Source organism: Patulibacter sp., from assembly GCF_030655195.1.
GTDB lineage: Bacteria > Actinomycetota > Thermoleophilia > Solirubrobacterales > Solirubrobacteraceae > Patulibacter.
Window position 1 is genome coordinate 78008 of record NZ_JAURWA010000195.1, and the last position, 14152, is coordinate 92159.

Below are 14152 nucleotides of genomic sequence, written 5' to 3' on the forward strand. Positions count from 1 at the left end.
CGGATGGCGCCGGTCATCCGCGGTGCGACGCTCGGAGGGATCTACGACGAAGCGAGTGACGCATGATTCTGGTGGCCTACGACGGATCCGACGACGCCCGGGAGGCGATCGCCCACGTCGGTCGGCTGATGCCCGGCGCGACCACGACCGTGGTCTCGGTGTGGGAGCCGTTCGTCGACGCGCTGCGCCACAGCACCTTCGGCATGGGCACCCTGATGGCCGGCACGGTCGTCGAGACCGAGATCGACGAGGCCAAGCTCGCCGAGTCGCGGGAGAGCGCCGACGAGGGCGTCGAGCTCGCCGTCGAGGCCGGGCTGGTCGCCCGCCCGCGGTCCGAGTCGCGGGTCGGCAGCATCGCCGAGACCCTGCTCGTGACCGCCGCGGCGGTCGACGCGGACCTCGTCGTGGCCGGGACCCGCGGCCGCGGAGGCTTCGCGTCGTTCGTCCTCGGCAGCGTGTCCAACGCACTGGTGCAGCACGCGGACCGGGCGATCCTGATCGTCCCGTCGCCGGCCCTGGCCGAACGCCGCGCCACCGGGACCGACCGGGGCTGAGCCCGGCCGACCCGGACGGGCGGGGGCCCGCTCCGACGGCCCGGGATCAGACCTGCGCGGCACCCACGGCGGCGGTCGCCCGGCCGTCGCCCGGGTGGCGGGCGACACCACGCGGCACGACGACGGTCGGGCAGCTCGCGTCCCGGACCAGGTGCGAGCTGACGCTGCCGAGGAGCACGCGACGCATCGGACCGAAGCCACGGGAGCCGAGGACGAGCAGGTCCTCGCCCGCGCTGGCCTCCGCGAGGGCCCGGACGGGCATGCCGTCGAGCACCCTGACACGGACGTCCCGGACCCCGTGGAGCTCGCCCGCGGCGACGGCCAGCTCGTCCCGGACGATCGTGCGGACGGCGGCGACGTCGTCCGGCCCGACGTAGGAGCCGTACCAGACGGCGGCCTGCTCGACGGCGCCGAGGATCGTCAGCCGCGCACCGGCGGCCTTCGCGATCTCGCCCGCGCTCAGCAGAGCGAACCAGGACTCCTCGGAGCCGTTGAAGGCCACGGCGATGCTCTCGATCCGCCGACCCGCGCGGTCGGCGTAGTTCGCCGGCGCCACGGCCACCGCGCACGGCGACCCGTGGATGGTCTGCTCCGTGACGCTGCCGACCTGGATCCGGCCCAGGCCGTGGGTGTGGCTGACGCCGACGACGATCGTCGATGCGTAGAGCTCCTCCGCCAGCCGGTGCAGGCCGTCGGCCGGGGAGACGCCACAGCAGGGGACGACGGTCGTCCGGGGCCGGTCGCCGAGCGTCGCCCGCGCGCGGTCGAGGTCGTCGTCCGCCCGGGCCTTGAGGTCCTTGCGCCACCCGGCCGGCACCGCCGGTTCGACGGGCGGGTTGTAGAGGTAGGTGCTGGTGACCGTCAGCTCGCTCGCGTCGTCGAGGTCGGCGAGGACGACGCTCAGGGCGAGCGCGTCCCGGCCGCCGGCGGTGTCGGTGTATCCCGCGATGATGTCCTGCGTCATGGAGCGCTCCGTCGTTCGAGGTGCTTCGAACGTATGCGCCGAGCGGCGGGGCGCCATCGGGAACGGGCCGCGAACCGCCGCGTACTCTCCCGCAGCCGCGGGGCGGTGCGGGCAACTACCGGCGGTGGTCCGGAGGTGCTCCGGATGGCGGGGCTGCCCGGTCGCCGTAGCGTCGGGGTCGACCGGATCGCGACACCGAGGACCCCATGGAACCCCGACCCGACGCCGCCCATCACGGCGACGTCACCCGCACGGACGACCCCGACGGCCACGGGGGCGCCGCCCGCCCCACCACCACGACGGGCGCCGGGGCCGTCGCGACCTCATGAGCTTCCGTCGCATCGTCGTCGGCTTCGACGGATCGCCCGAAGCGCTCGCGGCGCTCGCGATCGCCCGGCAGCTGGCGGCACCCGACGCGGCGATCGTCGTCGCCGGGATCGCCGTCCTCCCCACCTCGGCCGCCATGGCGGGCGTCGTCGGCGACCTCTCGTTCGTCCGCACGGACGCGGAGCGGTCGCTGCTCGCCGCCCGCGCCGCCCTCGCCGATCACGCGGACGCCGAGTTCGTGACGCCGACGGCGCTCGGCGTCGCCGCCGGACTGCACGAGCTGGCCGCGGAGACCGGGGCGGACCTCGTCGTCGTCGGGGCGAGCCGGCACCACGGCATCGGCGAGGTCCTGCTGGGCAGCGACGCCGAGGCGACGCTGCACGGCGCGCCGTGCGCCGTGCTCGTGGGCCCCGCCGGCGACCCACCGGTCGTCGGCCGCATCGGCGTGGCGTTCGACGGTCTCCCGGCCGGCCGCCGCGCGCTCCGCGCCGCGGGCGCCCTGGCCGTCGACGTCCACGGGAGCCTGGAGGTCCTCGCCGTCCTCGACACGACCCACCCCTACGCCATGTACGGCACCGCCGGCGGATACGGCGATCCACGCCCCGACGCGCGGGACCTGCTGAGCAGCGAGGTCGCCGAGGTCCGGGGCGTGCTCACCGTCGACCCGCGGCTGGAGTCCGGCGACCCGGCCCGCGAGATCCTCGAACTCGGTCGCGAGGTCGACCTCCTCGTGCTGGGCTCGAGGAAGCACGGCACGGTCCTGCGCATCCTGCTCGGCAGCGTGTCGAGCAAGGTCGTGCGGCGAGCGAGCTGCGCGGTCCTCGTCGTGCCCGACAGCGACGCGGTGCCGGGGACCTCGCCCCCCGTGTTCGCCTGACCCGGCCGCGCCGCCCTCAGGCCCCGCCGGCCCCCAGGAGCGCCGCGGGTCCGCCGGCGTCGCCCGCGCCGTGCGCGTCGAACGCCGCCAGCCACGACGGGAGGCGACCGCCGGCGATCTTCGTCGGCGGCCACCACAGCGGACCGTCCGAGACCGTCGTCCGAAGCGTGCCGTCCACCCGCTCGGTGCGCAGGTAGAGGGTCCCCGTCCCGTCGAGCAGGGCGGCCCGCAGGACCGGCGGCACCGACGGGCGGGGCGCGTGACCCGTCAAGGCGAGGCGGTCGGCGACGTCACCGGCGGCGACGTCCGCCTGCAGGACCGCGAATCCGCCCTGCTTGACCGGGTGCGCGGCGACGTCACCGACGGCCCACACCCGGGCGAGGCCGGGGACGCGACCGCGTGCGTCGACGACCACGAACCCGCGGTCGTCGCACGGGAGGCCCGGCAGGGAGGGACCGTGCGGACGGGCGAGCGCCACGACCGCGTCGACCTCCGGGGCGCCCTCCAGAGGCAGCCACAGCCGTCCCTCGTCGAAGGAGTCCGGGGCCGTCGACGTCGTGACCGCGATCCCGCGACGGTCCAGCAGCGCCGTGACGGCGTCGGAGAACTCGCGGCCGGCCATCTCCATCGGACGGGCCTCGCGGGTGACCACCACCACCGCGGTCCGCCCGTCCGGGGCGGCGTGCTGCAGCAGCAGCGCCAGCTCGTAGGCGGGGAGCGACCACGCCACGCCGGAGGGCACGACGACCGCGGCCCGGTCCACCGTCCCCGCCCGGACCCGCTCGACGAGCATCGCGAGCGCGGTCTCGTCGCCCGGTGCGCCCAGGGTGATGGCGCCCGGCAGCCCCTCACCCTGGATCGCCCCGGTCGCCAGCACCATCGCGTCGAAGGCGATCGCGCCGCCGTGGGCCGTCCGGGCGACCTGGGCCTCCGCGTCGAGGGTCGCGAGCCGGTCGCAGACCAGTCCGGCGCCCGCGGCGGCGGCGAACCGCGCCAGGTCGACGGTGCGCGAGGCGTCCGGCGCGAGCCCCGCGTAGGCACTGAGCGGCCGGTACCGGAAGCGGTCGTCCGGGCTGAGCAGCGTCGTGTGGAACGACGTCGGGCCATGCTCACGCAGCGCGAGCAAGACCTCGAGCGCCGCGACGCCGCCGCCGGCCACGAGGACCCGCGGACGCCGGCCGGAGCCGACGGGGATCGACGTCACCGGGACGTCCCCGCCGGGTCGGCCGGTCCCCCGGGAGCCGGTGCGACCGCGTCCGGGGGACCGGACGCCGGCACCACGGGATGCGACGACACCGGTGCCGCCGCGGACGCCGGTGCGCGGGGCGCAGGCGCGAGGGTGATCCGCACGCTGCGGATCCCGCCCGCGGTCGTGCTGCGCAGCTCCCGGCCCGACGATGCGAGCAGATCGAGCATGTCGCGGTTGGACGGCAGCACCTCGGCGACGACGCCGGTGAACCCGTCGGCCCGGGCGCGGACGAGGAGGTGCTGGAGCATGATCCCGCCGACGCCGCGGCGGTGGTGGCCGTCGGCGACCTCGAAGGCGACCTCCGCCTCTCCCCCGCCGGCATCGACGCACATGCCGTGCCCGAGGACCGTCGCCCCGTCGCCGGACAGCACGAGGACGCCCGGTCCCCGGTCGCCGTCGCCCCGGGCCTCGATCGCGGCAGCCTTGTGGATGTCCGCTCCACCGGTGAAGAACCGGAACCACCGGGAGTCGCCGGTGACGTGTTCGAGCAGCCCGAGCAGCCGGGCCTCGTCGCCCGGGACGACGTCGCGCACGAGCACGGGCTCGCCGGTGCTCAGCGTGTGCCTGGACGTGCCGACAAGGTCCGCGGAGCGAGGGTCGGTGGTGCGATGGGTCGCGGCCTTCATGCGGGCTCCTCGGGATGACGGACGGCTGTCGCGTCGCTCCGCCGATGCTCGCGGCTCGGCCGCGCCGCGTCATCCGTGTCGTCCCCGGCGCCGCGCGCGTAGTTCCCCCGGAGCCTGACGGGTGCTCGCCCCTCCCGACGCCGCCGTCGCCGGACGCCACGGCCCGCCGTGCCGGGGCTCAGCCGGGTCCGGCGGCCGCCGTCGCGGGGTCCGCCTCCGCGGGAAGCGTCCTGCCGAGCAGGAAGATCTCCGACGCCACGTCCGGCTCGACGCTGTTGGCGCTGAGGAACGACGTCACCTCGCGCCGGAGGATGCGTTCGATCGCGGCCGTGTACGAGCCGCGCATGGTGCTCTGGAACGTCCGCCGCAGCTCGAGGACCTGTTCCTGCTCCCCGTGCTCGACGAGGACCTGCTCGCCGCGGGTCAGCGAGTCGAACAGCAGCACGAAGACCGCCTCGCGATCGATCACCGTCCGGGAGTGGGTGGGGCCGCGGCCGGTGAAGTCGCGGGTGATCCGGACGATGGCGGAGCTGAGCTCCGTCCTCACGCCCTGCGATGGGTCCTGGACCTGATGGGGCACGGGGCCCTCTCCCGCCCTCCGCGTGGTCGCCCGGCACGGGACGAGGAGGGCGAGGGCCCAGAGCCGGACACGCATCGCCCGACGGTCGCCGCAGCGCGCGCCGGAACCCCTCGTGGTGGCGGACTCTCGCAGGTCGCGGGGAGGAGCGGGCCGAATCGGCGGGGACCGGCGACGCCGTCCTGCGGATCCGGGGACGGCCGCCCCGGATCTCAAGGCGGCCGCCTTGCCGAACGTCGTTCGGCTTGCGCGAGGCTCGGACGGACCGCTCCTCGTACCACCCTTCAAGTACCCCTCGTGGGGAAGCCGAACCATCCGGGCCTCGCCGGCGGCCGGCGGGACCGCGCGGGTGGGGCACCCCGACGCGCGAGCGCCTACCCGCCAGGATCGCTTGGCGCGTGCAACTTTCCGGGCCCGCGTCGGTCTCAACAGTCATGTCCCGTCCCACCAGCACGCCGAATCCCCGCCCCCTCCGTCGCACCGGCCGGCCCGCCGTCCTCGCCGCCGTCGCCGCCGCGACCCTCGTCTCCGCCGCCTCCGCCTCCGCGGCGACCGCCCCCGTCACCGTGCAGGAGCCGTTGCAGCCCGCCGCCCCGGGCACCGTCCTCGCCTCCGTCGGCAACGGCCGGCAGGCGTGGATCGTCCAGGCCGACGGCGCGCCGCCGGTGCTGTGGACGCTCCGCGACGGCGCCGCGGCGCAGGTCGCCACGCTGCCCGGTCCCTCCTCGGCCCAGGTCCAGCAGCTCGAGGTCGGCACCGCGAAGGACGGCACGCCCGTCGCCGCGGTCCGCGCCGGCCTGGCCGACGGGGGTTCCACCCTCCGCCTGGTCCGCCTCGACACCGGGGCGGTCCGGACGATCTCGAGCACCCGCCGTGGCCTGCGGATCGGAGGCGTCGGCCTGGACGCCGGGCGGTTGTACTACACGCTGCACGCGGCGAAGACGACCTCCCGCAGCACCTCCAGCCTCTGGCGCGCGACCCTCACGGGCACGTCGATCGGCCGCGCGACGAAGCTGCGCGACTCCCGGCGGGGCGAGGCCTGGGACGAGGTCGTCGCCGACCGCAACCGCGTCGCGGTGGAGACCACGCGCCCCGTCAGCGACGGCACCGGCGTCTACGCCCGGGCCGAGTGGGCCTTCGGCACACCGCGCGGCAGCTGGAACCGCACCGGCCTGGTGCTCGAGAACGACGGGGAGTTCTCCCCCGTCGCGGCCGCGGGCTTCACGCATGACCGCTCGGCGCTCGTGACCTACCAGGGCGGGTTCCCGGACGGCCCGCGGGCCGTGCGGACGCCGATCCGCCGCGGCAAGGTCGGGACCGTCACCGCCGCATCGCCGGCCGACGACACCGGCCTCGCGCTCGCGCCCGCGCTGGACCCCGCGACGGGCCGCCTGCTCACACGTGGCACCGACGCCTCGGGCACGGTCTCGATCGGCTGGACCGCACCGCTGTTCCCGTAGGAAGGTCCGTGTGTCCGCCCCCGGCCGATCGGGCAGATGTCCGGGGTGCTCGCGTCGCTGCTCCTCCCCGGACTCCCTTCGGTGTGGGTGGCCGTCGCCGTCGTCGCCCTCTTCCTCGCCGTCTGGGCGGTGAGCGTCCGGATCGAGGACGTCGGCATCGTCGACACGTTCTGGGGGCTGTCGTTCGTCCTCGTCGCCGCGATCGTCGCGGTGACGGGCGAGGGCGACACCGGTCTGCGCTGGATCCTCCTGGCGATGACCGCCCTGTGGGGCGTCCGGCTCGGTGGCTTCCTCTTCGCCCGCTTCCGCCGGCACGACGAGGAGGACCCGCGGTACGCCGCGATCCGCAAGCGACAGAGCCACCGGTTCGCGGTCTACAGCCTGGTCGTGATCTTCGGGACCCAGGCCGTCGCGGTGCTGCTCGTGTCGCTGCCGATCCAGGTCGCCGGGCAGTCCGACGCCGACGTCGGCGCCCTGGTCCTCGTCGGCATCGTCGTCTGGGCGATCGGCGTCGTGATCGAGGCGCTCGGGGACGAGCAGAAGCGGCGGCACTCGGCGGCCAAGGACGGCTCGGTGCTCGACTCGGGGCTGTGGCGCTACAGCCGCCACCCCAACAAGTTCGGCGACGCCCTGGCCTGGTGGGGCATCTGGCTCGTCGCGGCCACCGCCGGCGGCACCTGGTGGACCTTCATCGGCCCGGCGGTCATGACCTTCGTTCTCGTCCGGGGCACGGGCGAGGACGACCACGACACGTCCTCCGACGAGGAGGCCGCGTACGTCCGCCGCACCTCGAAGTTCGTCCCCCTCCCGCCCCGCTCCTGACGTTCCGGCGACGGTTCCCGCTCGGGCGCGACCCCACCATCGACTCCCCTGACATGACCGACGACGCCGCCCGCCCCACGCCTCCGCCCGGTTCCCCGTCCGACGACGCCCGCCACGTCCGGCGTGCCTGGGACCTGGCGCTGCAGAACGTCGACGAGGGCGGCCGTCCGTTCGGCTGCGTGGTCGTCGACGCGGCGACGGGCGAGGTGCTCGCCGAGGCCAGGAACCAGGTCGCGCAGTCGGGCGACAAGACCGCCCACGCCGAGGTCGTCGCGATCCGCGAGCTCGCCGCAAGGGGCCGCGACACCCTCGAGGGCTGCGACGTCTTCGTCACCGCCTACCCATGCCCGATGTGCCTCGGCGCGCTGTACTACGCCCAGCCCGACCGGCTCGTCCACGGCGCGACGCGCGAGCAGGAGGACGAGCACTACGAGGACGGCAACGCGCTCTTCCGCCTGCGGACGTTCTACGACGAGTTCGCCAAGGACCCGAAGGACCGCGCGCTCCGCGCCGAGCAGCTCGAGCCCGACGACCCCACGCGCCCCTTCCGCGAGTACACCGCCCGCCACGCCGACGCCTGAGCGCCGGACGTGGGACCGTTGCCCGATGAGCGACGGGACGCAGGGGCCGACTCCACCGATGGGACCGTCCGGGATCGATGTCCCGAAGGTCACGGCGTGGCTGCAGGACGTGCTGCCGGCCGCCGCGGCGCCCTTCACGTTCACCCGCATCGGCGACGGACGATCCAACCTGACGTTCCGGGTGGCCGACACCGCCGGGGCGGCCTGGATCCTGCGCCGACCGCCGCTGGGCCCGCGGCTGCGGGGCGCCCACGACATGGTCCGTGAGCACCGGCTGCTCGCCGCCCTGCACCCCGCCGGCGTGCGGGTCCCCGAGCCCCTGGGCCTGTGCGAGGACGAGGCCGTGACGGGCGCGCCCTTCTACCTGATGGAGCTCGCCGAGGGCACCGTCGTGACGGGGAACGCGGACCTCGAGGCGTTCTCGCCGGAGGACCGCGCGACCGCGAGCCGGTCGATGGTCGCGGCCCTGGCCGAGCTGCACGCCGTCGACGTCGACGCGGTCGGCCTGGGCGACCTCTCCCGCCACGAGGGCTACGCGGAGCGCCAGCTCAAGGGCTGGTGGCGCCAGTGGGAGGCGTCGAAGACCCGTGAGGTCCCGGCGATCGACCGCGTCCGCGACCTGCTGGCGGCAGCCGTCCCGGACCAGCGGCGGGTCGGCGTCGTCCACGGCGACTACAAGCTGGAGAACGTCGTGCTGGGCGCGGACGGCGAGGTCGTCGCGATCCTCGACTGGGAGCTCTGCACCCTCGGCGACCCGGTGGCCGACCTCGGCACGCTGATGACGTACTGGATCGAGTCCGGCGACCCGAGCGACTGGGCGCTGGGCGGCAGCGACGCGCCGACCAGCGCCGAGGGCTTCCTCACCCGCGCCGAAATGGCCGAGGCCTACTCCGCCGCGACGGGCGACCCGCTCGACGGCCTGCCGTTCTTCGAGGCCCAGGGCTGCTGGAAGCTGGCGATCATCCTGCAAGGCGTCATCCGCCGCTTCCGCGACACGCCGGAGAACGCCAACGCCGACCCCGACGTCCTCGAGCCGACGCTCGACAGCCTGGCCGACCGGGCCGAGCGGATCGCGACGACGCTGCGGGGCTGAGCGGCCGGAGGGAGCCGAAGGGGCCGGACGGGACACGGGCCGGGACGCGACGGCCGCCTCGTTCGGCCCCGCGCGCCCGGCGTGCACGCCTCCCGGCGGTCGGCCGATCACCGGCCGATCACCGGCCGGTCGACGGACCGTCCACGCGCCGAGGGGGCCATCCGTCCGGACGCTGTGCAATTCGCAACCGGGCGTCGCAGGATCGTCCGACGAGGAGGACAGGCCCCGGATCCAGGGGCCGGTGGTGTCGGGCTCCGCCGGAGTCGGACCGCCGGCCTTCCGCGCCGACTCCCCCACCGTCCCCATGTTCTCCGTCTCGACCCTCACCATCGGGGACGTCGGCATCGTCGTCCGTCCGATCTCCTCGTCCGCCCAGCTGCGCGAGACCCTCGACGCCGTCTCCTCGATCCGGGGCATCGACCGTGCCGCGGTCGACCGGGTGCACGGCGACACCGCGCACCTCAAGGCCCACGCCGAGCGCCCGGTCGCGCTGGCCAGCGAGCTGCGGTCGGCGTTCCGCCAGCGCGTCGTCTCCTGCACCGCGTCCGAGGGGCGCATCGTCGTCGAGCTCGCCGGGGCCCGTCCCGCCCCGGGCGCCGACGACGCACCGCGCACACCCCGCGCCGACGGTCCGCCCGTGACGGACGGTCCGCGGGCGACGGACGGTCCGCGGGTGGCGCCCACGGGCCGGGACGCGGCCTCCGCGGCCCTGGACGAGTGCGACGACGTGTCGGTCCTCCACTTCGACCTGGAGCAGCGCTTCACCGCCGCGGCAGGCGGGATGCACCGCCGGCTCGGCCACGACTTCGAGCAGCTCCGCGGCAGGACGGCCAAGGACGTCGTCCCCGCGGGGACGTGGTGGCTGCTGCGCCCCGCCTACGCCGACGCCCTCGCGGGCCGCACCCGCGTCATGGACGTGCCCCTGGCCGCGGGTCTTGCGACCTACGAGGCCACCTTCCGCCCCGTCACGGACGACGGCGTCGTCACCGGCGGCACCGTCACCGTCCGGGACGTCACCCGCCAGCGGGTCACGGAGCGGGCGCTGGCCGAGTCCACCGCCGTCCTCGCCGCCGTGCTCGACGCGTCCGACACCCCGTTCGGGCTGCTGGCCCCGAACGGCCGGTGGGCCCGCGTCAACGCCGCGATGCTCGCCCTCCTGGACGAGGACGAGGCGACGATGCTGACCTCCAACCTGTTCGACCGCACCCGGCCGGACGAGACCCGCGTGCTCGAGAGGGCGCTGACCGAGATGATCGACAACCGCTGCGACCACCACCTCGACGGCCTGCGCGTGCGGCGACGGCACGGGGAGTGGATCGACGTGTCCGCCCGGCTGACCGCCGTGCGGTCCGGCGTCGGACTGAACGGCGTGGTGGTCGAGCTGCGCCCAGGGGTCGCCGTGGAGGTGGCCTGCTGATGCTGCGCGACGTTCCGGAGCCCCTACGGGCCATGAGCGCCGCGCTCGACGCGGTACCCGATCACGTCGTCGTGCTCGGCGAGGACGGTCGGATCCTCCACACCAACGCGGCCTGGCGCCGGTTCGCCCGCGAGAACGGCGGCGATCGCGACTGGACCGGCGTGGACTACCTGGCCGTCGGGGACGACGGGCCGGACGACGGACGGACCGACGACGTGAGCCGCGGCATCCGCGAGGTCGTCGAGGGCCGGCGCGAGCGGTTCGAGCACGAGTACGACTGCCACGCGCCCGACCGGCTGCGCTGGTTCCGGCTGACGGCGACCCGCGTGGGCGTGGCGGGGGTCGGCGCCGTCGTCGCGCACACCGACGTCTCCCGTGCGCGGACCACCGCGGCCGTGCTCGGCTCGCGCGCCACGCACGACGCGCTGACGGGGGTGCTCACCGGCGAGGCGATCGAGTCGCACGCCCGGCAGATGGTCGCCGAGGGACGGGGCGTGACGGTCGTGCGCGTCCGGCTGGAGGACGAGCCCTCCCGCGACCGCGACGCCGACCTCGCCCGCGCGGCGTCGACGCTGCAGGGCCTGTTCCCCGCCCCCGCGATGCTCGGGCGCACCGACCACGGGCTCGTCGTCGTGCAGGGCGGCGAGACCGACGACGAGCTGCTCGAGGCGCTGGGGACCACCTACGGCGCGCTCGCCGCGGGCTTCCCGGACCTGCACGTGACGATCACCGGCGAGCGCCTCTCCCGGGGCAGCGGGGTGCGCCCGGACGACGGTGTCCCGGTCGGCCCGGCGCACCGGGTCGCGACGCCGGCGGCCGAGACCCCTCCGACGACACCGACCGCCGCGCGCCGGGACGCGACGCCGGCCACGCGGACCGGGACGTCCGCGGCCGGGGACCGGGACGTGCCGGACCCGGCGGCGCCGGCGGCCGAGGACCGCGCGAGCGCACCGGCGGGCCGGGGCGGCTGACGCGCGGACGATCCGCCGAAGACGCCTGCACCGGGGCGCATTCGGGCCAGGCCCTCGACGAATGATCTACCCGGGGCCTCGTTCCTTGGGGAATCGGGGTTCCAGCGCGATAGACCGCCGTCGTCCGGGTAGTGCTGGAGAAGCCGCACCTCGCGGAACACCGCGTCTCGCGGAGCCCCCCAACCTCGAAGGAGCCCCTCATGGGCATCATCGGTTTCCTCATCCTCGGCCTCATCGCCGGCTTCATCGCCCGCTCGATCCACAAGGGCCCTGAGCCCAACGGTCTGCTCGGCACGCTCGTCGTAGGCGTCGTCGGCGCGATCGTCGGTGGCCTGATCGCCTCCGCCATCGGCATCGGCGGCATCGACGAGTTCTTCAGCATCGGCACGTGGATCACCGCCATCGTCGGCGCCCTCGTGTTCCTGTTCGCCTACAGCGCGCTGGTCGGCAACCGCTCGGCCGCGCACCGCTAGCAGCACCCCCGCCGCCGCCCGGCCCGCACGGGCCGGGCGGCGGCACCGCGCACCCGCGCGCCTCCCACCCACCCGGGTCCGGAGGCGCGGGTCGGGCGCGCCGAAGGCCCGGATCGCCGCTCCCCACGGGGCGCCGCCCCGCGTCCGCCACCATCTACGGCGATGTCGACGCTGATCGTCACCGCCCACGCGGACACCGACTCCCTCACGCACCGGGCCGCCGGAGCGCTCCGGGACCTCGTCGGGCCCGGGCGGACCCGGATGGCCCACCTCGCCCAGGAGGGCTTCGACCCGCGGTTCACGACCGAGGACCTCGCCGCCTACCGCGGCCGGGGCTCCACCGACCACGGCATCCGTGCCCAGCAACGTCGCGTCGACGGCGCCTCCGACCTCGTGCTCGTCTTCCCCGTCTACTGGTGGTCGATGCCGGCGCTGCTGAAGGGCTGGATCGACCGCGTCTTCGTCGCCGGCTGGGCCTTCGGCCTCGTCGACGACCGGATCGCCCCGCGGCTGACCGACCTGACGGCGCATCTCCTGCCCGTCTCCGGCACCTCGGCGGAGTCGTTCGCCCGGCACGGGTACGCCGACGCGTTCCGCACCCAGGTCGAGGTCGGCATCCTGGACTTCTGCGGCATCCGTCGCGGCAGGACCTCGTTCCTCCACGACGCGGAGTCGACGGACGCGGCCGCGGTCGCCCAGGGGCTCGAGACCGCCGTCACGGCGATCGCGGCGGCGATCGGCGAGTAGCGCCCGACGAGGCCCTCGACCGGCTCCCGGCCCGGCTCTACGCTCGACGCATGCCGACCCTCGACCCCGACGACGTGCGCGCGATCTGCCTGGGCCTCCCCGAGGCGGAGGAGCGGACCAGCCACGGCAACCCGGCGTTCTTCGCGGGGTCCAAGGGCCGGATGTTCGCCGCCCACCTCGTCGACCACCACGGCGACGGCCGCATCGCGGTCTGGCTCGCCGCCCCCGACGGCGCGCAGTCCGCACTCGTGGACGGTGACCCCGACGCCTTCTTCGTCCCACCCTACGTCGGGCACCGCGGCTGGATCGGCGTCCACCTCGATCGCGGGCTCACGCGCGACGGGCTCGCCGAGCTCGTCGCCGACGCCTTCGTCACCGTCGCCCCGGCACGGCTGGCCCGGCAGGTCGAGGACGACGAGAGCTGACGGCCGCCCCGACGGAGGCGGGAGCTGGGAGGGTCGCGGGGGCCGCACGGCTCGTCGCCGCCGACGACCGCGGCCGACCGCGGCCCGGCCGGATCCTCAGCCGACGGCCGCCCGACGGAGCCGCTCGACGACCGCCTCGACCTCGAGCACGACCTGGTCGTCCTCGGGGTCCCCGGAGTCGCTCAGGTCGTCGAGGTGGCGCTCCAGGTCACGAGCGGCGAGGGCGGCCGCGGCGCGCCGGTCGTCCGGAGGCCCCGCGCCGTCCGCGAGGGTACCCAGCGCGCCGGCGAGGAGCCCGATGGAGGAGGTCGACAGGACCGCGCGCTCGGCCGCGCGCTGCCGCTGTCCCGACGTCTGATCGACTCGAACGTCCATACGAGGTACATCGGGTCGGGCAGGGCGGCGGATGCGATCTGTGACGAGGGCCACGGCGCTCCCCCGGGGCCGTCCCACCGCTACGACCGGACGGCGAAGACCGCCCGGGCCCGCACGATCTCGTCCCCCGCGGCGTGCAGCGAGCAGTCGGCGAACGCGAGCTCGCCGCCGACCTGCTCGACCGCGGTCCGCGCCTCGATCCACGCCCCCTCGGGGCCGGGTCGCAGGAAGTCCGTGGTCAGGGAGACCGTCGCGACCTTCGGCTCGCCGTCGGCGGCGCGACGGATCGCGTGGCCCAGCGCGGCGTCGACGACCGTCGCCAGGAAGCCGCCCATCGCGGTGCCGGCGGCGTTGAGGTGCTCGGCCCGCACGCGGGCCCCGAGCGTGCCGTCCTCCTCCCGGACGTGGAGCGGCCCGACGTGGTCGAGGAACGCCCCGGCGTCGGTGTAGGGGACGAATCCGGCGGGGACGGGCGGGTCGGCGGGCATGCGGGGTCGCTACCCGGTGGGCGCGTCGCCACCGGTGACGGGCGCTCGGGGCGGGGGTGCCACCGAGGCCCCGTCCGCGCAGGGCGCGGCGCGGGTGGCAATGCCTGGCTCAACTCCTTGGCAATC

The 14152-nt window shown here is 75.6% G+C and carries 18 protein-coding genes; 12 read left to right on the forward strand and 6 right to left on the reverse strand.

What is annotated here, in order from left to right:
* The first annotated feature begins 62 nt into the window (after nt 1–62).
* On the forward strand, nt 63–554 hold the full coding sequence (locus Q7T67_RS20915) for a universal stress protein (RefSeq protein WP_304794652.1): 492 nt from the start codon (nt 63–65) through the stop codon (nt 552–554).
* Nucleotides 555–600: 46 nt separating this feature from the next.
* Here Q7T67_RS20915 and Q7T67_RS20920 read toward each other — a convergent pair whose 3' ends face one another.
* The gene (locus tag Q7T67_RS20920) at nt 601–1518 is read right to left on the reverse strand and encodes a universal stress protein (RefSeq protein ID WP_304794655.1); all 918 of its coding nucleotides are present in this window, start codon (nt 1516–1518) and stop codon (nt 601–603) included.
* 206 nt (nt 1519–1724) lie between these two features.
* On the opposite strand from Q7T67_RS20920, the gene Q7T67_RS20925 reads away from it, so the two are divergent.
* Entirely contained in the window at nt 1725–1847 is a 123-nt protein-coding gene (locus Q7T67_RS20925) for a hypothetical protein (RefSeq protein ID WP_304794658.1), read from the forward strand.
* The gene (locus Q7T67_RS20930) at nt 1844–2722 is read left to right on the forward strand and encodes a universal stress protein (protein WP_304794661.1); all 879 of its coding nucleotides are present in this window, start codon (nt 1844–1846) and stop codon (nt 2720–2722) included. The genes Q7T67_RS20925 and Q7T67_RS20930 overlap by 4 nt, the downstream gene beginning before the upstream one ends.
* A gap of 16 nt (nt 2723–2738) precedes the next feature.
* Here the strand turns inward: Q7T67_RS20930 and Q7T67_RS20935 are convergent, their stop codons facing one another.
* The 3 genes from Q7T67_RS20935 to Q7T67_RS20945 all read right to left on the reverse strand — a co-directional run bounded on the left by Q7T67_RS20935 (nt 2739) and on the right by Q7T67_RS20945 (nt 5144).
* Nucleotides 2739–3926: an FAD-dependent oxidoreductase gene (locus tag Q7T67_RS20935; RefSeq protein ID WP_304794664.1), complete on the reverse strand. Its 1188-nt coding sequence runs from the start codon at nt 3924–3926 to the stop codon at nt 2739–2741.
* Nucleotides 3923–4597, reverse strand: coding sequence for a GNAT family N-acetyltransferase (locus tag Q7T67_RS20940; protein WP_304794667.1), 675 nt, complete (start codon nt 4595–4597; stop codon nt 3923–3925). Before Q7T67_RS20940 ends, Q7T67_RS20935 begins: the two co-directional genes overlap by 4 nt.
* 178 nt (nt 4598–4775) lie before the next feature.
* Entirely contained in the window at nt 4776–5144 is a 369-nt protein-coding gene (locus Q7T67_RS20945; RefSeq protein ID WP_304794670.1) for a Na-translocating system protein MpsC family protein, read from the reverse strand.
* 464 nt (nt 5145–5608) lie between these two features.
* On the opposite strand from Q7T67_RS20945, the gene Q7T67_RS20950 reads away from it, so the two are divergent.
* From Q7T67_RS20950 to Q7T67_RS20990, 9 genes are all read left to right on the forward strand, one after another.
* Nucleotides 5609–6634: a hypothetical protein gene (locus Q7T67_RS20950; RefSeq protein WP_304794673.1), complete on the forward strand. Its 1026-nt coding sequence runs from the start codon at nt 5609–5611 to the stop codon at nt 6632–6634.
* Between the two features lie 36 nt (nt 6635–6670).
* A complete protein-coding gene (locus tag Q7T67_RS20955; protein WP_304794675.1) occupies nt 6671–7456 on the forward strand; it encodes a DUF1295 domain-containing protein in 786 nt (261 codons plus the stop codon).
* Nucleotides 7457–7509: 53 nt separating this feature from the next.
* Nucleotides 7510–8037 carry a nucleoside deaminase gene (locus tag Q7T67_RS20960; protein WP_304794677.1) on the forward strand — a complete coding sequence of 176 codons (528 nt, stop codon included), beginning with the start codon at nt 7510–7512 and terminating at the stop codon, nt 8035–8037.
* 25 nt (nt 8038–8062) lie between these two features.
* The gene (locus Q7T67_RS20965; RefSeq protein ID WP_304794680.1) at nt 8063–9130 is read left to right on the forward strand and encodes a phosphotransferase family protein; all 1068 of its coding nucleotides are present in this window, start codon (nt 8063–8065) and stop codon (nt 9128–9130) included.
* 304 nt (nt 9131–9434) lie between these two features.
* A complete protein-coding gene (locus tag Q7T67_RS20970) occupies nt 9435–10547 on the forward strand; it encodes a PAS domain-containing protein (protein WP_304794683.1) in 1113 nt (370 codons plus the stop codon).
* Between the two features lie 32 nt (nt 10548–10579).
* A complete protein-coding gene (locus Q7T67_RS20975; RefSeq protein WP_304794686.1) occupies nt 10580–11518 on the forward strand; it encodes a PAS domain-containing protein in 939 nt (312 codons plus the stop codon).
* 200 nt (nt 11519–11718) lie between these two features.
* Nucleotides 11719–11991, forward strand: a complete 273-nt coding sequence (locus Q7T67_RS20980) for a GlsB/YeaQ/YmgE family stress response membrane protein (RefSeq protein WP_304794689.1) — start codon at nt 11719–11721, stop codon at nt 11989–11991.
* Between the two features lie 162 nt (nt 11992–12153).
* A complete protein-coding gene (locus Q7T67_RS20985) occupies nt 12154–12738 on the forward strand; it encodes an NAD(P)H-dependent oxidoreductase (RefSeq protein ID WP_304794692.1) in 585 nt (194 codons plus the stop codon).
* 50 nt (nt 12739–12788) lie between these two features.
* Entirely contained in the window at nt 12789–13163 is a 375-nt protein-coding gene (locus Q7T67_RS20990; protein WP_304794695.1) for an MmcQ/YjbR family DNA-binding protein, read from the forward strand.
* A gap of 96 nt (nt 13164–13259) precedes the next feature.
* On the opposite strand, the gene Q7T67_RS20995 is transcribed toward Q7T67_RS20990, so the two are convergent.
* Nucleotides 13260–13538: a hypothetical protein gene (locus tag Q7T67_RS20995; RefSeq protein WP_304794697.1), complete on the reverse strand. Its 279-nt coding sequence runs from the start codon at nt 13536–13538 to the stop codon at nt 13260–13262.
* A gap of 80 nt (nt 13539–13618) precedes the next feature.
* Nucleotides 13619–14026 (reverse strand): PaaI family thioesterase, encoded by a 408-nt coding sequence (locus Q7T67_RS21000; RefSeq protein ID WP_304794700.1) that lies wholly within the window; start codon nt 14024–14026, stop codon nt 13619–13621.
* Nucleotides 14027–14152 lie beyond the last annotated feature (126 nt).